The 20,450-nt window shown below is 65.6% G+C and carries 20 protein-coding genes; 14 read left to right on the forward strand and 6 right to left on the reverse strand.

Annotation, left to right across the window (positions count from 1 at the left end):
* Positions 1–35: 35 nt before the first annotated feature.
* A complete protein-coding gene (locus tag ACQZF9_RS01435) occupies positions 36–776 on the reverse strand; it encodes an SDR family NAD(P)-dependent oxidoreductase (RefSeq protein ID WP_428313494.1) in 741 nt (246 codons plus the stop codon).
* Positions 777–1,158: 382 nt separating this feature from the next.
* On the opposite strand from ACQZF9_RS01435, the gene ACQZF9_RS01440 reads away from it, so the two are divergent.
* Entirely contained in the window at positions 1,159–3,480 is a 2,322-nt protein-coding gene (locus ACQZF9_RS01440) for a TonB-dependent receptor (protein WP_428311501.1), read from the forward strand.
* A gap of 47 nt (positions 3,481–3,527) precedes the next feature.
* Here the strand turns inward: ACQZF9_RS01440 and ACQZF9_RS01445 are convergent, their stop codons facing one another.
* Positions 3,528–4,559 (reverse strand): AraC family transcriptional regulator, encoded by a 1,032-nt coding sequence (locus tag ACQZF9_RS01445; RefSeq protein WP_428311502.1) that lies wholly within the window; start codon positions 4,557–4,559, stop codon positions 3,528–3,530.
* A gap of 102 nt (positions 4,560–4,661) precedes the next feature.
* Here ACQZF9_RS01445 and ACQZF9_RS01450 point away from each other — a divergent pair, with 102 nt between their 5' ends.
* The gene (locus ACQZF9_RS01450) at positions 4,662–4,886 is read left to right on the forward strand and encodes a response regulator transcription factor (protein ID WP_428311503.1); all 225 of its coding nucleotides are present in this window, start codon (positions 4,662–4,664) and stop codon (positions 4,884–4,886) included.
* Between the two features lie 107 nt (positions 4,887–4,993).
* On the opposite strand, the gene ACQZF9_RS01455 is transcribed toward ACQZF9_RS01450, so the two are convergent.
* Positions 4,994–5,857 carry an SDR family NAD(P)-dependent oxidoreductase gene (locus ACQZF9_RS01455; protein WP_428311504.1) on the reverse strand — a complete coding sequence of 288 codons (864 nt, stop codon included), beginning with the start codon at positions 5,855–5,857 and terminating at the stop codon, positions 4,994–4,996.
* A gap of 171 nt (positions 5,858–6,028) precedes the next feature.
* Between ACQZF9_RS01455 and ACQZF9_RS01460 the strand changes: the two genes are divergently transcribed.
* Positions 6,029–6,541: a hypothetical protein gene (locus ACQZF9_RS01460; RefSeq protein ID WP_428311505.1), complete on the forward strand. Its 513-nt coding sequence runs from the start codon at positions 6,029–6,031 to the stop codon at positions 6,539–6,541.
* On the opposite strand, the gene ACQZF9_RS01465 is transcribed toward ACQZF9_RS01460, so the two are convergent.
* The 3 genes from ACQZF9_RS01465 to ACQZF9_RS01475 form a co-directional block, all read right to left on the reverse strand.
* The gene (locus ACQZF9_RS01465) at positions 6,517–8,091 is read right to left on the reverse strand and encodes a FadD3 family acyl-CoA ligase (RefSeq protein WP_428311506.1); all 1,575 of its coding nucleotides are present in this window, start codon (positions 8,089–8,091) and stop codon (positions 6,517–6,519) included. The genes ACQZF9_RS01460 and ACQZF9_RS01465 overlap by 25 nt on opposite strands.
* A gap of 31 nt (positions 8,092–8,122) precedes the next feature.
* On the reverse strand, positions 8,123–8,896 hold the full coding sequence (locus tag ACQZF9_RS01470; protein ID WP_428311507.1) for a glucose 1-dehydrogenase: 774 nt from the start codon (positions 8,894–8,896) through the stop codon (positions 8,123–8,125).
* Between the two features lie 152 nt (positions 8,897–9,048).
* The gene (locus ACQZF9_RS01475) at positions 9,049–9,507 is read right to left on the reverse strand and encodes a nuclear transport factor 2 family protein (protein WP_428311508.1); all 459 of its coding nucleotides are present in this window, start codon (positions 9,505–9,507) and stop codon (positions 9,049–9,051) included.
* Positions 9,508–9,701: 194 nt separating this feature from the next.
* Between ACQZF9_RS01475 and ACQZF9_RS01480 the strand changes: the two genes are divergently transcribed.
* From ACQZF9_RS01480 to ACQZF9_RS01530, 11 genes are all read left to right on the forward strand, one after another.
* Positions 9,702–10,610: a VOC family protein gene (locus ACQZF9_RS01480; protein ID WP_428311509.1), complete on the forward strand. Its 909-nt coding sequence runs from the start codon at positions 9,702–9,704 to the stop codon at positions 10,608–10,610.
* Positions 10,610–11,491, forward strand: coding sequence for a CoA transferase subunit A (locus ACQZF9_RS01485; protein ID WP_428311510.1), 882 nt, complete (start codon positions 10,610–10,612; stop codon positions 11,489–11,491). The genes ACQZF9_RS01480 and ACQZF9_RS01485 overlap by 1 nt, the downstream gene beginning before the upstream one ends.
* A 181-nt stretch (positions 11,492–11,672) precedes the next feature.
* On the forward strand, positions 11,673–12,464 hold the full coding sequence (locus ACQZF9_RS01490; RefSeq protein WP_428311511.1) for a CoA-transferase subunit beta: 792 nt from the start codon (positions 11,673–11,675) through the stop codon (positions 12,462–12,464).
* On the forward strand, positions 12,461–13,357 hold the full coding sequence (locus tag ACQZF9_RS01495; RefSeq protein WP_428311512.1) for an enoyl-CoA hydratase: 897 nt from the start codon (positions 12,461–12,463) through the stop codon (positions 13,355–13,357). Before ACQZF9_RS01490 ends, ACQZF9_RS01495 begins: the two co-directional genes overlap by 4 nt.
* A gap of 139 nt (positions 13,358–13,496) precedes the next feature.
* The gene (locus ACQZF9_RS01500) at positions 13,497–14,675 is read left to right on the forward strand and encodes an NAD(P)H-dependent flavin oxidoreductase (RefSeq protein ID WP_428311513.1); all 1,179 of its coding nucleotides are present in this window, start codon (positions 13,497–13,499) and stop codon (positions 14,673–14,675) included.
* Between the two features lie 4 nt (positions 14,676–14,679).
* A complete protein-coding gene (locus ACQZF9_RS01505) occupies positions 14,680–15,435 on the forward strand; it encodes an enoyl-CoA hydratase family protein (RefSeq protein WP_428311514.1) in 756 nt (251 codons plus the stop codon).
* A gap of 2 nt (positions 15,436–15,437) precedes the next feature.
* Positions 15,438–16,601 (forward strand): acyl-CoA dehydrogenase family protein, encoded by a 1,164-nt coding sequence (locus ACQZF9_RS01510; RefSeq protein ID WP_428311515.1) that lies wholly within the window; start codon positions 15,438–15,440, stop codon positions 16,599–16,601.
* Positions 16,602–16,730: 129 nt separating this feature from the next.
* Positions 16,731–17,825: an acyl-CoA dehydrogenase family protein gene (locus tag ACQZF9_RS01515; RefSeq protein WP_428311516.1), complete on the forward strand. Its 1,095-nt coding sequence runs from the start codon at positions 16,731–16,733 to the stop codon at positions 17,823–17,825.
* Positions 17,818–18,966 (forward strand): acetyl-CoA C-acetyltransferase, encoded by a 1,149-nt coding sequence (locus ACQZF9_RS01520; RefSeq protein WP_428311517.1) that lies wholly within the window; start codon positions 17,818–17,820, stop codon positions 18,964–18,966. Before ACQZF9_RS01515 ends, ACQZF9_RS01520 begins: the two co-directional genes overlap by 8 nt.
* 134 nt (positions 18,967–19,100) lie before the next feature.
* The gene (locus ACQZF9_RS01525; RefSeq protein WP_428311518.1) at positions 19,101–19,979 is read left to right on the forward strand and encodes an SDR family oxidoreductase; all 879 of its coding nucleotides are present in this window, start codon (positions 19,101–19,103) and stop codon (positions 19,977–19,979) included.
* Complete coding sequence (locus ACQZF9_RS01530) at positions 19,976–20,404, forward strand: acyl-CoA thioesterase (protein ID WP_428311519.1); 429 nt, start codon at positions 19,976–19,978, stop codon at positions 20,402–20,404. The genes ACQZF9_RS01525 and ACQZF9_RS01530 overlap by 4 nt, the downstream gene beginning before the upstream one ends.
* Positions 20,405–20,450 lie beyond the last annotated feature (46 nt).

Genomic DNA, 20,450 nt, shown 5'->3' on the forward strand with positions numbered 1-20,450 from the left:
GTCGAACGGGTTTGGCGCGGGCCCGGAGCAAAGCATCAGACCCCCGGTGCACCCGGAAATCCCTGGTAGTACTGGCCGATCACCAGCCCGCCATCGACGGCGATTTCGGCGCCGTTGATGTAGCTGGCTTCGTCGCTGGCCAGGAACAGCGTCGCGGCGGCGACTTCCTCCGGCGCGCCGGTGCGTTGCATCGGCACCATCGTGTAATGCGGGTCGAGCTGCTCGCGTGCGACGCCGTGCGGATTGGTCATCACCGTGTCGATGCCGCCGGGATGCACCGAGTTGACGCGCAGGCCGCGATGGCCAAGCTCCATCGCCGCGACCTTGGTCAGGCCGCGTATGCCCCATTTGCTCGACGCATAGGCGGCGAGGCTGTTGGCGCCTTTCATGCCGTCGATCGACGAGATGTTGACGATGTTGCCGCCGCCGTTGGCGATCATGTGCGGTGCGATCGTGTGCAGGCCGAGGAAGGTGCCGGTCAGGTTCACCGCCAGCACGCGCTCGAAGTCCGCCTTGCTGGTTTCCAGCAAGGATCGGAACAGCAGGATGCCGGCGTTGTTGACCAGCACGTCGACCTTGCCGAAATGCTCGATGGCGAACGCCAGCGTCGCCTGCCAGGCGGCCTCGTCGGCGATGTCGTGGCGGATGAAGGCGGCCTGTCCGGGATATGCAGCGCCCAGCTCGGCGGCGAGCGCCTTGCCTTCGGCTTCGAGCAGGTCGCTGATGACGACTTTGCAGCCTTCGGCGACGAACAGCCTCACCGTCGCGGCGCCCATGCCGCGCGCGCCGCCGGTGATGATCGCGACCTTGTTGTGCAGACGATTGCTAGGGGTTTTCACGGCGAGGCTCCGACATGCTGGTGCACGCGAGCTTTGCACCGTGCCCGGTCGCGCAACTCGTCCGAATGCAGCAGCGCTTGGAACCCCTCTCCCACCGGGAGAGGGGCAGGGGTGAGGGCGTCTGCGGCCTATCGCAGCGCGCTTGCGCCTCGAACGCCCTCACCCGGCGCTGCGCGCCACCCTCTCCCGGTGGGAGAGGGCAACCGCCGCTCGTAACCCCAATGGACGAAGCCGGCAGCTCGTCTGCGGCCTATTCCTATGCGGCGAAAAACATCAAGCGGCGGCCATGACCGCTGCGGACTACCGGAGAGAGACTCGAATGAAACGCCTTATCACGCTGAGCCTGGCGCTGGCCGGCTCAATGTCATTGCCTGTGCTGGCGCAAACCGAAGCCGCGGCGCCGGTCGACGCTGCCGACTCGAAATCCGACGACGGCAAGATCGAAGAAGTCGTCGTCACCGCGCAGCGGCGCGAGGAAAAGCTGCAGGAAGTGCCGCTCGCGGTCACCGCGTTCACGCCCGACCAGATCGAGTCGCGCGGCATCGGCAACGTCGCCGATCTGTCCGCGCTGGCGCCCGGCCTGCAGATCAGCAAGACCACGTCGAACACGACGATTTCGCAGATCAGCATCCGCGGCGTCACCCAGATCAATCCGGCGATCTACTGGGACCCGGCGGTCGGCATCTATGTCGACGGCGTCTACATCGGCAAGGCGCAGGGCTCGGTGTTCGACGTGGTCAATCTCGCCGCGGTCGAAGTGCTGCGCGGCCCGCAGGGCACGCTGTATGGACGCAATACACTGGCCGGTGCGATCAATTTGCGTACGCAGGCGCCGACCGGCGTGTTCGGCGGTAGCGCCACGGTCGAGGTCGGCAACTACAATGCGCTGGTGCAGAAAGCCTCGATCGATCTGCCGCAGTGGGGCATCGCCAAGGTTTCGTTCGGCGTGCGCAGCGAGCGCCGCGACGGCTGGGTCGACACCACGCGCACCAGCTCGGTGGATGAACTCAACAATCGTCGCAACGACGCGTTCCGCCTCGCCGCGGATTTCGATTTGAGCGAGGACTTCAAGGCGGAATATCGCTTCGATCACTCCAACGTCAACCAGTCCAACAACTACGACCAGCTGTACCGGCTGGAGCCGACCGGCGTGTTCTATCCGGGCGACGACAACAATCCGGCGGGTTTCCTGTCGGGCTTCTATTCGACGCTGGCGGCCTACGCGTCGCAGGATCGCGAGAAGCACGCGGACATCAATGCGCCGAGCTACGAGGAATCCAAAGTCCAGGGCCAGTCGCTGACCTTGAGCTACAAGCTCGACGACAACAACACGCTCAAGTCGATCACCGGCTATCGCCGGCTGGAGTGGAACGACTCGCTGGATCTCGATGCTTCACCCTACGACGTGGTGTTCACGCAACGCTTCACCGACTACGACCAGACCTCCGAGGACCTGCAGCTGCTCGGTACCCACGGCGCACTGAGCTATGTCGCCGGCATCTACTACTTCGGCGACGACGGCAAGACCAACAACCCGCAGAGCTTCTTCTTCGGCGGCGCGCTGTACGACTCGCGTTACGCCACCAAGACCGATGCCTGGTCCGGCTACGGCCAGATTGACTACAAGGTCATCGAGCCGCTGACGCTATCGGCCGGCCTGCGCTACACCAACGAGAAGAAGCAGATCGACCGCGTATTCGGCGTCAGCGGCTCGGCTGCCGATCCGTACTTCTACTTCATTCCGGAGGGCACCAGCGCATCCAAGACGTTCGACGCGACCACGCCGATGGTCTCCGCGGCTTACAAGATCAACCCGCGGATCAACGTCTACGCGCGCTATGCGGAAGGTTTCAAGAGCGGCGGTTTCAACGGCGAATACAGCAACACCGCGCCGCCGGCGGACAAGCCGAACATCAACATCGACGAAACCAGGACACCGTTCAAGCCGGAGAAGCAGAAGTCGATCGAAGTCGGCATCAAGAGCACCTTGTTCGACGATCGCGCGCTGTTCAACCTCGCGCTGTTCCACAACAAGCTCAAGGATCTGCAGGAGTCCGCCTTCCTCGGCGGTGCCGAAAGCGCGGCCGGCTCGGTGATCCGCAACGCCGGTGAGGCCACCGTCTACGGCGCCGAAGTCGAAGCCGTGCTGGTGCTGAGCAAGGGCACCAAGCTGATGGCGAACTACAGCTACCTGCACCCGAAGTTCGACCGCTTCGAGGACGGCGGCGTCAACCAGGCTGACAACCGCGCCTTCGTGCATGCGCCGAAAAACACCTTCAACATCGTGCTCGACAGCACTTTCTACAAGGCGCGCTGGGGCAATGCGCGCGCACTGCTCGACTACGCCTACACTGACTCGATCTACACCTATCCCTACCAGCTCGACGGCAGCAATCCGAACGCGCAGCTGGCGGCGAATTCCAAGGTCGATGCCTACGGCATCTTGAACGGCCGCATCGGCCTGGGCGATGTCGCGCTCAGCGACTCGGCCAGCGGTGATCTGTTCTTCTGGGTGCGCAACATCACCGACGAAGACACCGCGAGCAACTTCATCGACTTCGGTCCGGGCTTCGGCAATCTGACGGTGGCCAACTTCATCGAGCCGCGCACCTTCGGCCTTAGCGCGACGGTTCGCTGGTAGCGCGCGTGTCTCCTTCCCCCGCAAGCGGGGGAGGGAAGCTTTGAGCTTTACGCCGTTGCCGTTGCCGTTTCCGGCTGCAATCGCTGCCGCACCGCGCGCGGCGACTGCTCGAACCAGCGCCGGCAGGCTCGTGTGAAGGTGCTCTGCTCGCTGTAGCCGACCAGGCCCGACACCTGCGATATCGTCATCCGCGGATTCGCCAGATATTCCAGCGCGCGTTCGCGGCGCACTTCGTCGACCATGCGCTCGAACACGCGGCCGCTGGCGTCGAGGTGGCGCTGCAAGGTGCGCGGATGCATCGACAACTGTTCGGCGACGCGCTCCAGCCGGCACTGCTGGGTCGGTAGCAGCCGCGCGATCATCTGCTCCACCTGCTGCTCCATCTTCGGCAGCTGTGTTTCGATCAGCGGCTGCAGGTATTCGTCGACCATGCCGCGCATGCGCCGGTCGCCCATCGCCAGCGGCTGGTCCAGATGGCGGCGGTCGAACAGGATCGCGTTGACGCTCTGGCCGAAGCGCGCCGGTGCACCGAGATGGCGGCGATATAGCCCAGCCGGCTGCAAGGTGTCGTGGCGGAACAGCACCGCCTCGGGCTTGAAGCGATCGCCGATCAGCAGGCGCAGCACGTTCATCGCCACGCCGATCGAGAACTCGGCTTTTTGCTGGCGCCGCGATCCGCCGACCACGCGCAGGTTGATGTCATAGACCAGTTGCACGGTATCGGCGTCGCAGTCTTCCAGCGCGATCACCACCGCCGGGCTGTAAGTCGGCATGTAGCGGCCGATGGTCGCCAGGCCTTCGCGCACGGTCTTGCAGTTGGCCACCAGCAGCGCCAGCGGGCCGAGGTTTTCCAGGCCCTGGGAGCGCGACAGGCGCAGGCCGAAATCGACGCAGCCCAGTTCGGCCGCGGTGGTCTCGAACAGCCGCATCACCGACACATAGGGCACGAGCGAGGTCACCAGCTCGCTCTCGGTGGCGTGGATGCCGAAACGGCGCAGCAGTTCGCCGGCATTGCCGCCGAGTTCGCCGACCAGGGCGCGGTAGCCGGTCAGCACATGGGATCGGATCAGGGTCGGCATGTCGTCAGATGCTAAAAGATTGTCGTCAAGTGTCAACTGTTATCGGCCGACGACGGAAATACTTGAGCCCATAAAATGACCACGCGGTAAGGAGACTCAGCCGTGTTCAACTACAGAGCGTCCACCGCCGATGCGTTGACCGGACGTGAAACCGAGGTACTGCAACTGGTGGTCGGCGGCGCGTCCAATCGCGAGATCGCCGGGCGCACCGGCGTCAGCGAAAACACGATCAAGTTTCACCTGAAGAACGTGTTTTCCAAGCTGGACGTGTCCAGCCGCAACGGCGCGGTCAAGGTGGCGATGCAGCGCGGCCTGTTGCAGAGCTGACGCAGCCCCTGTCATTCCCGCGTAGGCGGGAATCCAGAAGCAGTCGAAGCGCTGCCCGGCGACGTCTGTTGATTCCCGCCTGCGCGGGAACGACAGACGGCGCGGGCTTACTCGACGATCGCCGGATGCGCCTGCGTCGGGCCGCCCAGCATCGGCCGGTGTGAAGGCGGCGTACGGCCTTCATCGCTGAGCCCGTATTCAGCGGCGAGTTCGGCGCCGATCAGCACCTGGCCGGACTTCTCGGCGCGCCTGGCGTCGCGATACAGCGCGCCGATCACATGGCCGGTGAACTCCGGCGACTCGGCGATCTCCCAGAAGCCGGCGTATTTCTGCGGCTCGCTGTCCATCACGCGCCGCGTGCGATCGGTGCGCAGCATGCCCATCCAGATCGATACCGCGGCGACGTTGTCGGCGCGCAGGTCCACCGCCATGTCCTTGGCGAACTTGTCGACGCCGACTTTCTGCGCGCCGTAAGCCGGGCCGTGCATGTAGCAGCTCGCGCCGAAGCTGGAGGTGAAGGCGATCAGGCCGTTCTTGTGTTTCGCCATCAGCGGCGCCGCGTAGTAGCTGGCGACGTAGGCCGAACGCAGGCCGACGTCGAGGATATCGACCAGCTGCAGCGACTTTTTCCAGAACGGCCCTTTTTCGATCAGCTCGTCGTGCAGGAAGGTCGCGTTGTTGACCAGGATGTCGACGCGACCCTGTTCCTTGGCGATGCGCCCGAACAGCTCTTTTACCTGCGAATCGTCGCGGTGATCGCAGGCCGCGGCGATGCCGCGGCCCCCGGCGCGCGTCACCGCCTCGGCGGTCGCACCTATCGTGCCCGGCAGTTCGGCATCGCCCTCTTTCAGCGAGCGGCCGGTGACGTAGACCGTCGCGCCCTGCGCGCCGAGCGCGATCGCAATCCCCTTGCCGGCGCCGCGCGACGCACCGGTCACCACGGCGATGACGGAATTCAATGGTGAGGCCATGGCGCGGTTCTCCGGAGCGGCGTTCTTTCGAGGCGCTAATCTGCCACGGCCTGCCGGTGCCGCAACTCATCCGATTGCGGGAATCGCGCGTAAACCAAGCAGCGGTCGACGGCATCCCAGGATGCTGCCATTTCGGCAGGGGGAGATTCCATGAAAACGCGGACTCGCATCATGACGATGCTGCTGGCGCTGTGCACACCGCTGGCGGCCAGTGCGCTTTACGACCCGGCTCCCGACGCGGCCTTCGCGGCGAGCGAGGGTGCATGGACCGGCTCGCTGACCTACAAGGATTATCAGAAGCCCGACCGGAAAGTGGTTCTGCCGACGCTCGCATTCGCGTCGCTGACCGCTGCCAACGAACTCGCGCTGCACTTTGTATTCGACGATGGCCCGGGCAAGACGGTGCATTCGTATGAACGACTGCGGTTCGATCTCGCCGCGCAAATATTGCAATGGTCGTCCGGGTCGGAGCCACCGTCCGAATGGAAGATCACGTCGGTCTCGCGATCAGCTGGCGTACTCAGCATGGTCGCGGAACGGCACCGCCAGGACGAGGACGGCAGCCGCTGGTTGCGCTGCCGTTTCGAGTTTGGAGGCAAGGCGCTGAGGATCGAGGAAGATGACGGTGCCGAGCTGGCGAATCTGTCGTTCCGGAACCGCTACGAATTCACCCGGCTGCCTTGAACCACGGCTTTGCGTAGCTCGAACTTGAGCACCTTGCCGGACGCATTCGTCGGCATGGCCGTGAAAACCTCGACGTAACGCGGCACTTTATAATTTGCCATCTGCTCGCGGCACCACGCGATGAAATGGCGTTCGTCGATGGTCTGGCCCGGGCGCAGCACCAGGCAGGCCTTGCCGACTTCGCCCAGGCGCTCGTCAGGCACGCCGATCACCGCCACTTGTGCCACTGAAGGATGCGCCGCGATCAGCTTTTCGATTTCGGCCGGATAGCAGTTGAAGCCGCCGGCGATGTACATGTCCTTGAGCCGGTCGGTGATGCGCAGATAGCCGCGCTCGTCGAGCACGCCGACGTCACCGGTGTGCAGCCAGCCGTCGGCGTCGATCGCCTTGTCTGTTTCTTCCTCGTCGTCGAAATAGCCGAGCATCACGTTGTAGCCGCGGATCAGCACTTCGCCGGCGACGCCGGCCGCGACCTCGTTGCCGTACTCGTCGATGCATTTCACCTCGGTGTTCGGGATCGGCTGGCCGCAAGTGGTGGCGATGGTCTGCGCGCTGTCGCTGGCCTGTGCCAGCGAGGCGACGCCGCAGGTTTCGGTCAGGCCATAACCGGTCAGCACGATTTTGAAGCCCAGCTCGCGGCGGATGCGTTCGATCAGCGCCGGTGCGACTGCGGCGGCGCCGGTGATGGTCGCGCGCAGCGACGACAGGTCGGTGCTCGCGCGCGCCGGATCGTCGAGCAGGCTGATGAACAGGGTCGGCGGGCCGGGCAGCACGCTGACGCGCTCACGCGCGATGCGCTGCATCACCGCCGTGGCGTCGAACACCGCGTGCGGCAGGATCGTGCAGCCGGAAATCAGGCCACCGAGCCAGCCGACCTTGTAGCCGAAGGAATGAAAGAACGGCATCGCGACCAGGTATCGATCAGCGGCCGACAGCTGCATGCGCGCCGACCATTCCGCGATCACGCCGAGATTCTGGCCGTGGCGGGTGACCACGCCCTTGGGTGCGCCGGTGGTGCCGGAGGTGAACAGGATGTCCATGCGGTCGTCGGGCTGCACCGCTTTCGCGTGCTCGGCCACCGCGCCGGCCTGGATGCGCTCGCCGCCTTGCAGGAACCGCTGCCAACCGACATCAGCGCTGCGCGCGCTGCCGATGACGACCAGATGTTCGAGCGTCGCCGGCCGGTGCTCGCCGAGCAGGCTCGGAAAATGCGCGCCGAGAAACTCGCCGGCGCAGAACATCAGCTTTGCGCCGCTCTTGGCCAGCACGTAGCCGGCCTCGCTGCCCTTCATGCGGGTATTCACCGGCACCAGCACCGCGCCGAGGCTGTGGATCGCCAGGCCGGCGACGATCCACTCGACACCGTTCGGCGCCCAGATCGCGACGCGGTCGCCCTTGTCGATGCCGCAGGCGAGTAGTGCACGTGCGGCTGCGACGCGTTGCGCGTCGAGTGCCGCATAGCTCAGCTCGACGCCGTCTTCGCCGCGAACGGCGATGCGATCGCGGTGGGCGGCGACGGATTGCGCGAAGGCGGAGGGGACGGTTGTCATTTCACCGGACCCTGTCCGCGACCCAGGCGCATCAATCCGCCCACATCAGATACCCGTTGTCGATGCGCATCTCCGCGCCATTGATGAACTTGGCCTCGTCGCTGGCCAGGAACAGCACCAGGTTGGCGATCTCTTTCGGATCGGCGAAGCGCGCCATCAGCTGCTTCTGGTCCATCATCCGCACCGCGCTTTGCGTGCCCTTGGGCATATTCGCGTGCAGGTTGCTGACCATCGGCGTGCGAATGCCGTCGGGGTGGATCGAGTTGCAGCGGATCGGCGTCAGCGTCATGCGCGCATGTGCGGCGATCGAGCGCGTCATCGCCGCGACCGCGCCCTTGCTGGCACTGTAGGCGCAGAACGAGGACACACCGCCGATGCCGGCCATCGAGCTCATGTTGACGATCGAGCCGCCACCGCGCTTCTTCATCGCCGCATAGCCGTAATGGCAGCCGAGAAAATAGCCGTCGGAATTGACCTTCTGGATTTGTCGCCAGGTCGCCAGATCGGTGGTTTCGATGTTGCCGTAGATCAGGATCGCGGCGTTGTTGACCAGGATGTCGAGGCCGCCGAACTTCTCCTCGGTCTGGCCGATCACCGACTTCCATTGCTCCTCGTCGGCAATATCGTGCTTCAGGAACAGCGCGGCGTCTCCGATCTCTTTGGCGACCGCGCGACCGGCTTCCTCGTTGACGTCGGTCAGCACCACTTTCGCGCCCTGGGCTGCGAGCAGCAGCGCGTCTTCCTTGCCGACGCCGCTGGCGGCACCGGTGACGATGGCGACTTTGCCTTCTACACGTCCTGCCATTTGCTTCTCCTCATGTTATGTCGTCACTCCGTTCGTCCCGAGTAGCGGGCTTGCCCGCTTATCGAGGGACCCGACCGCGATCCGATCCCTCGATACGCCGCAGACACGATCGGCGTGCGGGACGAACGGGAGTTTGCTGTGTCCTCAAAAGCCTATTTCTTCGCCACCGCATCCTTCATCGCCTGCGGCACGTTGTGATCGAAGCAGCGTTCCTCGATGCGCTCGCACATGCGCCAGCCGTCCGCCGTGCGCACGAAGCGATCGAGGTACCAGAGCCCGAGAAACATCACCTGGGTCTTGCCTTCGCCTACGGGCATCTCCATCGGGTTGAAGCAGACGATGCGGCTGCTGGCGCGGTCGCCGTCGATCCTGATCGACATGTTGCCGACCATGTGGAAGTAGGCCGGGAAGTAGGCCAGCGCCTGCGCCAGCCAGGCCTTGATCTGCGGATAGCGGCCGTCGATGCCGCCCATCGCGCGATAGTCGATGTAGGCGTCGGGCGTGAAGATATGGTCGAGCTGGTCCCATTGGCGCCGGTCGATCGCGTCGGCGTAGTCGGTGAACAGCTGCTGGATTTCCAGCCGGTCCGAGATTTCCTGCAGGCTCAGCATGCGCGCTCCTGTCGGCCGGGCAGTCGCCGGCACGATCCTAGGCTAGGAGCCGTGCGCGCCGCCGTAACCGTCCGTGTGGATGAGAACGCGGGCGCAGCGAACTACCCACTTCGGGTGAAGCTAAGTCGGCCCCGCGGTTTCGATAATCCTTCCGTCAGACAAGCAAGCCGCCGCCGCGGCGGGAAGGCCACGCCATGTCATCCGTGTCGCAAGCAGCAGCCAGAATCCAGGCGCTGGAATACGTCGTCGTCGAGAGTGCCAATCTGCAGGCCTGGCGCGACTATGCCGAGCAGGTGCTGGGCATGAGCGCAGTCGACGCGCCCGGCGGCGGACTGTGGCTGAAGATGGACGAGCGCGACTTCCGCATCGCCATCGTGCCCGGCGCGCAGGACCGCTATCAGGCCTCCGGACTGCTCGCGGTCGATGCCGCGGCGTTCGACGCCGCGGTCGCCGCGCTGAAGGCCGCCGGCATTGCGGTCGAAAGCGGCAGCGCCGATCAGGTCCAGGCCCGCCGCGTCGACCGGCTCGCGCTGTTCACCGACCCGGCCGGCAATCGTCACGAGCTGGTGCTCGGCTACAGCGGCGGCCATGCGGCTTTCACCTCCGGACTGGGCGTGAGCTTCAAGACCGGCCAGTACGGTGTCGGCCACACCGTGCTGCCGTCGATTCCTTTCGAGCCCGAGCTGGCGCTGTTCAGGGACGCGCTCGGCATGGGCCTGTCCGACGTGTTCAATTTCCAGATGGGCCCGGACGCGCCGGTGATCCGCATCTATTTCCTGCACGCGGCCAGCGGCCGCCATCACAGCGTGGCGCTGGCGGAGATGCCGAATCCGGCCGGCTGCGTGCACATGATGGTCGAGGTCGAACAGCTCACCGACGTCGGCCGCGCCTACGACCGCATGCGCGCCCACGGCATCAAGGAGATGGCGACGATGGGCGAGCACGAGAACGACCGCATGACCTCGTTCTACATGATGACGCCCGGCAATTTCGCGATCGAATACGGCTACGGCGGCCTGATCGTCGAGCCGGCGACCTGGCAGACCACGCACACCAAGCAGGTCAGCATCTGGGGCCACGATTTCTCGGTGGGCTTCCGCTAATGGCGCTGAACAAGCAGATCGGTGCGGCCGACGTGGTCGCGCAGCTGCGCAGCGGCATGACCGTCGGCATCGGCGGCTGGGGCCCGCGGCGCAAGCCGATGGCGCTGGTGCGCGAGCTGCTGCGCTCGGACGTGAAAGATCTGACCGTGGTTTCTTATGGCGGTCCCGAAGTGGGCATGCTGTGCGCGGCCGGCAAGATCAAAAAACTGATCTACGGCTTCGTCACGATGGACGCGATTCCGCTCGAGCCCTACTTCCGCAAGGCGCGCGAAGCCGGTGCGATCGAGGTCATGGAACTCGACGAGGGCATGTTCGAATGGGGCCTGCGCGCCGCCGGCATGCGCATGTCCTTCCTGCCGACGCGGGTCGGCCTCGCGACCGACGTGCTGACGCGCAATCCGCAGCTGAAGACCATCACCTCGCCCTACGACGACGGCGAAGTCTATGTCGCGATGCCGGCGCTGAAGCTCGACGCCGCGCTGCTGCACGTCAACGAGGCCGATCGTCTCGGCAACACGCTGACGACCTCGAACGATCCGCTGTTCGATCACCTGTTCGCGCGCGCGGCAGATGCCTGCTACGTCAGCACCGACAAGCTGCACGACAAGCTCGAACTCGATGCCAGGACCGCGAAGCTCAACATGTTCGAGCGTTACCTGGTCAAGGGCGTGGTGCATGCGCCGTTCGGCGCGCACCCGACCTACAGCGGCCCCGACTACGGCTGGGACATGGAACATCTGAAACGCTACAACGCCTCCGCCAGCGAAGACGGCGGCTGGCAGCGATACGCCGAGGAATTCGTCGCCATCAGCGAGGCCCAGTACCTCGAAAAAGCCGGCGGCAGCGAGCGCCTGTCCAAACTCAAGACACCGGTGTTCTGATGGAAATCACGGCGAACCTTTCGGTATATATCCCCTCTCCCTCCGGGAGAGGGGCAGGGGTGAGGGACTCGACGTGGGCCCTACTCTGCGACGCCCTCATCCGCCCCTTCGCCGGGGCCCCCGCAAAGTGCTTGCACTTTGCGGGGTGGGTTGGGGCACCTTCTCCCGGTGGGAGAAGGGAATGACTGCAAGCCTTGCCGAACTGATGATCGTCGCCGCCAGCGAATGCTGGCGGGATGACGGTGAAGTGCTGGCCTCGGGCATCGGTATCGTGCCGCGCCTCGGTGCCAGCCTGGCCAAGCTCACGCACAGCCCCGAACTGCTGATGACCGACTCCGAAACCTTCCTGGTTTCCGAGCCGGTGCCGCTCGGGCCGCGTGGCGATTACGTGCCGAAATACGAGGGCTACATGTCCTTCGACCGCGTATTCGAATGCGTCTGGGGCGGAAAGCGCCACGCGATGATCGGGCCGACGCAGATCGATCGCTGGGGCCAGACCAACCTGTCCGTGGTCGGCGGCAGCTACGACAAGCCGAAGACCGCGATCCTCGGCGTGCGCGGCCTGCCGGGCAACAGCATCAATCACGCGAACTCGCTGTTCGTGCCGAATCACGGCCCGCGTGTGTTCGTCGCCGGCGAAGTCGACATGGTCTCCGGCGTCGGCTACAAGGCCGAGCGCTGGCTGCCGGGCATGAACCGCAGTTTCATGGATCTGCGTCGCATCGTCACCGATCTGTGCGTGATGGATTTCGGCGGGCCCGAGCATGCGATCCGGGTGCTGTCGCTGCATCCGGGCGTCAGCTTCGACCAGGTACAGGCCGCGACCGGCTTCCCGCTGCTGCAGGCGCCGGGCATGGGCGAGACGCCGATGCCGAGCGCCGAACAGCTCGCGATCATCGCCAGGCTCGATCCGCACAAGCTGCGTGCAACGGTGATCAAGAACGATCCACCGGCATTGAAGGCCGCTGCATGAGCGACCTGGTGCCGCCCAAGCAGGTCGACATCGTCTACGAGACCGACGAACCGGTTCTCTATTCGGTGGAGGACGGCATCGCCTGGCTGACGATGAACCGCCCGGCGTTCAACAACGCGCAGAACTCGCAGATGACCTATGCGCTCGACGCCGCGTTCAAACGCGCTGTCGACGACGACACCGTGCGCGTGATCGTGCTCAAGGGCAACGGCAAGCATTTCTCCGCCGGCCACGACATCGGCACGCCGGGCCGCGACCTGCACAAGAGCTTCGATCGCCGGCATCTGCTGCCGGATCACACCAACAAGCCGGCCGCGGAGCTGCTGTACACGCGCGAGCAGGAAGTCTATCTGGGCATGTGCCGGCGCTGGCGCGACATTCCCAAGCCGACCATCGCGATGGTGCACGGCGCCTGCATCGCCGGCGGCCTGATGCTGGCCTGGATCTGCGATTTCATCGTCGCCTCGGAGGACGCGTTCTTTCAGGATCCGGTGCAGATGATGGGCATTCCGGGCGTCGAATATTTTGCGCACGCCTTCGAGTTGCCGCCGCGTGTGGCCAAGGAATTCCTGATGCTCGGCGAGCGCATGCCGGCAGCCCGCGCACTCGGCTACGGCATGGTCAACCGCTGCGTGCCGCGCGACAAGCTCGAAGACGAAGTGCGCGGCATGGCGGCCAATCTGTGCAAGAAAGGTCGGCTCGGCCTGTGGCTGACCAAGCAGGCGATCCACCAGGTCGAGGATCTGCGCGGCAAGCGCACGGCGATGGACGCGGTGTTCCATATGCATCACTTCGCCCACGCGCAGAACGATCTCGCCACCGGCAACAGCCTCGGCGGCCTCGACGGCAAGGGCATGGCGGCGGCGAACAAGAAGCAGGCGGGGGAGTCGTGATGGCAGGGGTCGTCGTCGGCCGCTGGCTGGTCTCCTTCCCCTGCTTGCGGGGGAAGGCCGGGATGGGGGCGTGCGGCGGGCGCCGCTCCGTGATGTCGCGCCCCCACCCCATCCCTCCCCCGCAGGCGGGGGAGGGAGCATGAATGCTTTGAAAACGCCGCTGACCGAGCTGCTCGGCTGCCGCTATCCGATCGTGCAGACCGCGATGGGCTGGGTTGCCGATAGCAAACTGGTGACGGCGACCAGCAATGCCGGCGGCTTCGGCTTTCTGGCCGCGGCGACGATGAGCACCGAACTGCTGGCTGCGGAAATTGCGCGGGTGCGCGACGCCACTCCGCACAACTTCGGCGTCAACTTCCACATGTTCCAGCCGAATGCGCGTGAAGTCATCGAGCTGGTGTTGAACAACGCCGACCGCGTGCGCGCGGTGTCCTACGGTCGCGGGCCGGACGCGGCGACGATCAGGCGGTTCAAGGACGCCGGCGTGCTGTGCATGCCCACGGTCGGCGCCTTGAAGCATGCGCAGAAGGCGGTCGAACTCGGAGCCGACATCATCACCGTGCAGGGCGCCGAAGGCGGCGGCCACACCGGCTCGGTACCGACGACGCTGCTGCTGCCGCAGGTGCTGAATGCGGTGAAGGTGCCGGTGGTCGCCGCCGGCGGCTTTCACGACGGCCGTGGTCTCGCCGGCGCACTGGCTTTCGGCGCCGCCGGCATCGCGATGGGCACGCGCTTCCTGATGACCGCGGAATCGCCGGTGCCGCGTGCGACCTTGCAGAAGTACATCGAAGTAAAAGAACCCGCGCAGATCCGCGCCTCGACCGCGGTCGACGGCATGCCGCAGCGGATGATCGACAATCCTTACCTGCTGAAGCTCGAAAGCGGTGGTCTGCTGCGTCGGCTGTTCGTCGCGCTGTCGAGCGCCTGGCAGTGGCGCGCGCACACCGGCATGTCGGTCGCGCATATGGCGAAGACTTTCGTTGGCGCGCTGCGTGAAGGCGACAGCGCGATCCAGACCATGATGTCGGCGAATGCGCCGGTGCTGATTCAGCGTGCGATGGTCGAGGGCCGGCCGGACGAAGGCGTGCTGCCCAGCGGCCAGGTTGCGGCCGTTATCGGTTCTCTGCCGAGCGTCGCCGAACTGATCGAGGGCATCGTTGCCGAAGCGGAACAGCGCTTGAACGCCTTGTTCCCCTCTCCCTCCGGGAGAGGGGCCAGGGGTGAGGGCGTCTCCGCCATGCCGACCCTTGCGCGTACTGCGAGTCCCTCACCCCCAGCCCCTCTCCCGGAGGGAGAGGGGAGTATCGCTGCCGGCTGACCTCATGACTCTGCCCTTCAAAACCACTATCGCCAACGGCATCGCCGAGCTGGTGATCAACGCGCCGCCGGTCAACGCGCTCAACGACGCTGGCTGGCATGCGCTCGCCGACGAAATCGCGCGGCTCGGTCGCGAGCCGAGCGCGCGTGTGATCGTGCTGCGTGCCGAAGGCCGCGGTTTTTGCGCCGGCGTCGACATCAAGGAACTGAACCTGCATCCCGAGAAAATCGTCTCGGTGAACGCTGGCAATTACCGTAGTTTCGAGGCCGTGCATCGCAACCCGCTGCCGGTCATCGTCGCGGTGCACGGCTTCGTGCTCGGCGGCGGCATCGGCCTTGCGGGCGCAGCGGACATCGTCGTCGCAGCCGACAGCGCGACTTTCGGCGTGCCCGAAGTCGATCGCGGCGCGATGGGCGGCGGCGCGCATCTGCAGCGGCTGTTTCCGGTGCAGAAGGTGCGGATGATGTATTTCACCGGCGATCCGATCACGGCCGCCGAAGCGCATCGTCTGGGCGCGGTGGAACGCGTCGTCGCTGCCGACCAGCTGCGCGCAACCGCGCTGGAAATCGCCGCGAAAATCGCCGCGAAGAGCACCGCGATGATCCGCCTCGCCAAGGAGTCGCTGAACGGCATCGAGGACGGCAACCTCGAGGACAAATATCGCTGGGAACAGGGCTTCACGCTGCAGGCGTATATGAGCAAGGACTCGGCCGAGACCCGCGCCGCCTTCGTCGAAAAGCGCGACGCACAGCTCAACTGACCATGAGACTTGAATATACAGAAAAGCAGAAGCGCTTCCGCCGGGAAGTGCGGCAGTGGCTGGCCGAGCACGTACCGCGCGAGTCGCTGCAGAGCTTCGATACCGCCGAAGGTTTCGCCCAGCACCGCGCCTGGGAGCGTGAGCTGTCGACGGTCGGCTATTCAGCGGTGACCTGGCCGAAGGAAGTCGGCGGCTGCGGCACCGATCTGATCGAGTGGCTGATCTTCGAAGAAGAGTACTGGGCCGCCGGCGCGCCGCTGCGAGTCAACCAGAACGGCATTTTTCTGCTGGCGCCGACCTTGATGGAATACGGCACCGAAGCGCAGAAACGCAGCATCCTGCCGAAGATGGCGACCGCCGAGCATGTCTGGGCGCAGGCCTGGTCCGAGCCCGGCGCCGGCTCGGACATGGCGGCGATTCGCAGCAAGGCGCGCCGCGACGGTGACCACTACGTGATCAGTGGCCAGAAAACCTGGTCGACGCGCGCGGTCTACGCCGACTGGGCTTTCGGCCTGTTTCGCACGGAAGAAGGCTCGCAGCGCCACCACGGCCTGACCTTCATCCTGTTCCCGCTGAACCTGCCCGGTATCACGCGCCGGCCGATCCGCCAGCTCAACGGCCTGGCCGGCTTCGCCGAAATCTTTCTCGACGAAGTGCGCGTACCGGTCGGCAATCGTCTCGGCGACGAAGGTGCCGGCTGGAGCATCGCGATGGCCACCGCCGGCTTCGAGCGCGGCCTGATGCTGCGCTCGCCGGCGCGCTTTCAGCAGACCGCGCGCCTGCTCGCCGATCTGCTGCGGCGCAACCCCGAGCGCGCGGCGGCCGATCCCAGCCTGCGCGACGCGGTCGTCGAAAGCTGGATGGGCGCCGAGGCCTACACGCTGGCGACGTATCGCACCGCCTGCCGCCTGGCCAAAGGCGGCAGCATCGGCGCCGAGGCCAGTACCAACAAGATTTTCTGGAGCGAACTGGATCTGCACATGCACGAAACCGCGATGCGCATTCTCGGCACGCGCGGCGAGCTGATGCCGGATGCGCCGGACGCGGCCGGCATCGGCAACTGGCTCGACGGTTTCCTGTTCGCGCAGGCCGGCCCGATCTACGCCGGTACCAACGAAATCCAGCGCAATATCATTGCCGAGCGGATGCTCGGATTGCCGAGGTAGGGCATGAATAAAGCCATCCTCTCAGCTGCAGGAGCGGACCCTGTCCGCGACGGCGGCTATTCCGTCAGCGGCACAGTCGCGGACAGGGTCCGCTCCTACAAGGCTGCGGTAAGCGAGACACGCTGACTCATGGACTTCACCTTCGACGACCAGCAGCTCGCGTTCCGCGATGCGATCCGCAAATTCCTGATGGTGGAAGCGGCGCCGGAATGGCTGCGCGAAATCTGGGAGACGCACAGCGGACGCTCGTCCGAACTGCGCGGCAAGCTCGCCGACCAGGGCCTTACCGCGCTGTCGGTGCCGGAAGAATTCGGCGGCATCGGCCAGAACGATCTGGACTGGATCCTGGTGCACCAGGAGCTCGGCTACTACGCGATTCCGGATTCGCTGACCGACACGGCGTATCTGGCCGTGTACCTGCTGAAGAAAATGCCGGCCGATCTGGCGCTGAAGCGCAAATGGCTGCCGCTGATCGCCGAGGGCAAGGCGCGCGTCGCGGTCGCGCATCCGCAGAACCCGCTGGTCGCCGATGCGGAAATGGCCGATCTGCTGCTGCTGCATCACGAAGGCGAAGTGCATGCGCTGACGCGCGAGCAGGTGCAGCTGACGCCGAATGCGAGCATCGACATGTCGCGCCGGCTGTTCCGGGTCGAATGGACGCCGACGCGCGAAACGCGCGTGTGCCCGGCCTCGCCCGGCCGCGATCTCTGGGACGGCGTGCTCAATCGCGGCGCTCTGGCGCTGGCCGCGCAGCTGCTGGGTCTGACGCATCGCATGCTCGATCTCGGCGTCGATCACGCCGCGCAGCGCAAGCAGTTCGGCAAGCCGGTGGGCTCGTTCCAGGCGGTGAAACACCACCTGGCCGACGTCGCGGTGAAAGCCGAATTCGCCGAGCCGGTGATTCATCGCGCGGCCTACGCGGTGTCGCAGGAGCTGCCGGATCGCGCGGCCTTCGTGTCGCACGCCAAGCTCGTCGCCGGCGAGGCGGCGCGGCTGGCGGCGCGGCGCAGCATCCAGGTACACGGCGCCATGGGTTACACCTGGGAAGCCGATCTGCAGATGTTCGTGAAACGCGCCTGGGCACTGGACAGTGCTTACGGCGACAGCATCTTCCACAAGCAGCGCGTCGCCAGCCTGGTGCTCGGCGATGGCGCGGCATTAGGCCCCGGCGAGACGTTCGCCGGGCGCTGCGACCGACCACTGAAGGGAATACACCATGGCTGAAGCCTATATCGTCGATGCGATCCGCACGCCCACCGGCAAGCGCAAGGGTTCGCTCGCCAACCTGCATGGCGCCGACCTGGGCGCGCATATCCTCAAGGCGCTGGTCGAGCGCAACGCGATCCCGGCCGAGGACTATGACGACGTGATCTTCGGTTGCCTCGACGCGATCGGGCCGCTCGCCGGCAACATCGCGCGCACCAGCTGGCTGGCAGCGGGCCTGCCGCTGCACGTGCCCGGCGTGACCATCGACCGCCAGTGCGGCAGCTCGCAGCAGGCGGTGCATTTTGCAGCCCAGGCGGTGATGAGCGGAACGCAGGACGTGGTCGTCGCCGGCGGCGTGCAGACGATGACGCAGATCCCGATCAGCTCGGCGATGATCGCCGCGCAGCCGCTGGGCTTCGCCGATCCTTTCTCCGGCAGCAAGGGCTGGGTGGCGCGCTTCGGCACGCAGCCGGTGTCGCAGTTCGTCGGCGCGCAGATGATCGCCGACAAATGGGAAATCTCGCGCGACGACATGGAGCGTTTCTCGCTGCAGAGCCACCAGCGCGCCCGCCGCGCGATCGCCGAGGGCCGCTTCAAGCGTGAAATCGTGCCGATCAACGGCCTCGAACATGACGAGACCACGCGCGACACCACGCTGGAGCAGATGCGCGAGCTCAAGCCGCTGGCGCCGGGCGGCACGATCACCGCCGGTGTTTCCAGCCAGACCGGCGATGCGTCTGCGGCGGTGCTGATCGTCTCCGAAGCGGCGCTGAAGAAATACAACTTGAAGCCGCGTGCGCGCATCCATCACATGAGCGTGTATTCCGACGATCCGATCCTGATGCTGACCGCGCCGATCCCGGCGACGCGCGTGGCGATGAAGAAGGCCGGCATGAAGCTCGACGATATCGACCTGGTCGAAATCAACGAGGCGTTCGCGCCGGTGGTGCTGGCCTGGTTCAAGGAAACCGGCTATTCGCCGGAGAAAACCAACGTCAACGGCGGCGGTATCGCGCTGGCGCATCCGCTGGGCGCGACCGGCGCCAAGCTGATGACGACCCTGCTGCACGAGCTGGAACGCACCGGCGGCCGCTACGGGCTGCAGACGATGTGCGAAGGCGGCGGTGTGGCCAACGTGACCATCATCGAGCGGCTTTGAAGTTTTTGCCCTCTCCCTCCGGGAGAGGGTGCCCGAAGGGCGGGTGAGGGCCTCGACGCCTACTTTGCCCTGAAAGGCCCTCACCCCTGCCCCTCTCCCGGAGGGAGAGGGGTTCCAAAAAAAGGGAGTTTGAGATGGGCATCTGCAACAACCGCGGCATCATCGTCACCGGCTCGGGCGCCGGCCTCGGACGCGCGTATGCGCTGGCGCTGGCGGCCGAAGGCGCCGGCGTGGTCGTCAACGACATTCGCAGCGAGGCGGCCGAAGCCGTCGTCGCGGAAATCAAGGCGGCCGGCGGCAAGGCCGTGGCCAATGCCGACGACATCACCAGCATGGCCGGCGCCGAGCGCATCGTCGCCGCCGCTGTCGACGCTTTCGGCGACGTGCAAGGCGTGGTCAACAACGCCGGCATCGTTCGCGATCGCATGTTCGCCTCGCTGACCGAGGAGGACTGGGACCTGGTGGTGAAAGTGCATCTGAAAGGCCATTTCTGCATTGCGAACACGCTGGTGCGGCGCTGGCGCGATCAGGTCAAGGCGGGCGTCAAGGTCGATGCGCGCATCGTCAACACCAGTTCCGGCGCCGGCCTGCAGGGCTCGGTCGGGCAGAGCAATTATGCGGCGGCCAAGGGCGGCATCGCGGCGCTGACACTGGTGCAGGCCGCGGAGCTGGGGCGCTACGGCGTGACCGCGAATGCGCTGGCACCGGCGGCGCGCACCGGCATGACCGAAAAAGTGTTTGCCGACATGATGAAGGTGAAGGAAGGCGAGAGCTTCGACTACTACGATCCGGCGAACGTGGCGCCGCTGGTGGTGTGGCTTTGCAGTCCCTTGTCCCGCGAGGTGAGTGGCCGCGTGTTCGAAGTCGAAGGCGGCAAGCTGTCGGTCGCCGATGGCTGGCGCACCGGCGTCGTCGCCGACAAGAAGGCACGCTGGCATCCGGCCGAGTTGAGCGAGGTCGTCGCCGGCCTGATCGCCGGCGGCGCCAGGCCGCAGAAAGTCTACGGCACGTGAGCCTGCCGGCCGCCGACGATGTCGCCGCTTATCGCTACTGGATGCACGAGCATGTGCGCTTCGCCGATCTGGACCTGATCGGCCACGTCAACAACACCGTCTACGCCACTTATGTCGAAAGCGGCCGTGCCGCGTTCCTGAAAGAGATCGGCCTATGGGTGATGGGCTCGGGCATCCAGAACGTGGTCGCGCGTCTGGAGATCGACTACAAGCGCGAGCTGCATTACCAGCAGCAGCTGCGCATCGGCGTGCGGGTGCTCGACATCGGCCGCCGTTCTTATCGCATCGGCTGCGGCATTTTCAGCGGCGAGGTGTGCCATGCAAGCGGTGTCGCCGTCGTCGTGCGCTGGGATGCGAAGACGCGGGCGTCGATCGCGCTGGATGAAGCGGCTTTGGCGAAGTTGAGGCCGCATCTGGCGGTGTAGCCTGCCGTCGCGGGCAAGCCCGCTCCTACAGTAGCGGCGCCTGTAG

This window comes from Hydrocarboniphaga sp. (assembly GCF_965279055.1).
Classification (GTDB): domain Bacteria; phylum Pseudomonadota; class Gammaproteobacteria; order Nevskiales; family Nevskiaceae; genus Hydrocarboniphaga.

Coding starts and splice junctions, on each gene's coding strand:
- ACQZF9_RS01465 (WP_428311506.1), bottom strand. CDS start 8,091: ATGACAACCGTCCCCTCCGCCTTCGCGCAATCCGTCGCCGCCCACCGC.
- ACQZF9_RS01470 (WP_428311507.1), bottom strand. CDS start 8,896: ATGGCAGGACGTGTAGAAGGCAAAGTCGCCATCGTCACCGGTGCCGCC.
- ACQZF9_RS01475 (WP_428311508.1), bottom strand. CDS start 9,507: ATGCTGAGCCTGCAGGAAATCTCGGACCGGCTGGAAATCCAGCAGCTG.
- ACQZF9_RS01490 (WP_428311511.1), top strand. CDS start 11,673: ATGACTGCAAGCCTTGCCGAACTGATGATCGTCGCCGCCAGCGAATGC.
- ACQZF9_RS01500 (WP_428311513.1), top strand. CDS start 13,497: ATGAATGCTTTGAAAACGCCGCTGACCGAGCTGCTCGGCTGCCGCTAT.
- ACQZF9_RS01525 (WP_428311518.1), top strand. CDS start 19,101: ATGGGCATCTGCAACAACCGCGGCATCATCGTCACCGGCTCGGGCGCC.
- ACQZF9_RS01455 (WP_428311504.1), bottom strand. CDS start 5,857: ATGGCCTCACCATTGAATTCCGTCATCGCCGTGGTGACCGGTGCGTCG.
- ACQZF9_RS01435 (WP_428313494.1), bottom strand. CDS start 776: ATGGGCGCCGCGACGGTGAGGCTGTTCGTCGCCGAAGGCTGCAAAGTC.
- ACQZF9_RS01505 (WP_428311514.1), top strand. CDS start 14,680: ATGACTCTGCCCTTCAAAACCACTATCGCCAACGGCATCGCCGAGCTG.
- ACQZF9_RS01515 (WP_428311516.1), top strand. CDS start 16,731: ATGGACTTCACCTTCGACGACCAGCAGCTCGCGTTCCGCGATGCGATC.
- ACQZF9_RS01495 (WP_428311512.1), top strand. CDS start 12,461: ATGAGCGACCTGGTGCCGCCCAAGCAGGTCGACATCGTCTACGAGACC.
- ACQZF9_RS01485 (WP_428311510.1), top strand. CDS start 10,610: ATGGCGCTGAACAAGCAGATCGGTGCGGCCGACGTGGTCGCGCAGCTG.
- ACQZF9_RS01480 (WP_428311509.1), top strand. CDS start 9,702: ATGTCATCCGTGTCGCAAGCAGCAGCCAGAATCCAGGCGCTGGAATAC.
- ACQZF9_RS01440 (WP_428311501.1), top strand. CDS start 1,159: ATGAAACGCCTTATCACGCTGAGCCTGGCGCTGGCCGGCTCAATGTCA.
- ACQZF9_RS01460 (WP_428311505.1), top strand. CDS start 6,029: ATGACGATGCTGCTGGCGCTGTGCACACCGCTGGCGGCCAGTGCGCTT.
- ACQZF9_RS01510 (WP_428311515.1), top strand. CDS start 15,438: ATGAGACTTGAATATACAGAAAAGCAGAAGCGCTTCCGCCGGGAAGTG.
- ACQZF9_RS01445 (WP_428311502.1), bottom strand. CDS start 4,559: ATGCCGACCCTGATCCGATCCCATGTGCTGACCGGCTACCGCGCCCTG.
- ACQZF9_RS01520 (WP_428311517.1), top strand. CDS start 17,818: ATGGCTGAAGCCTATATCGTCGATGCGATCCGCACGCCCACCGGCAAG.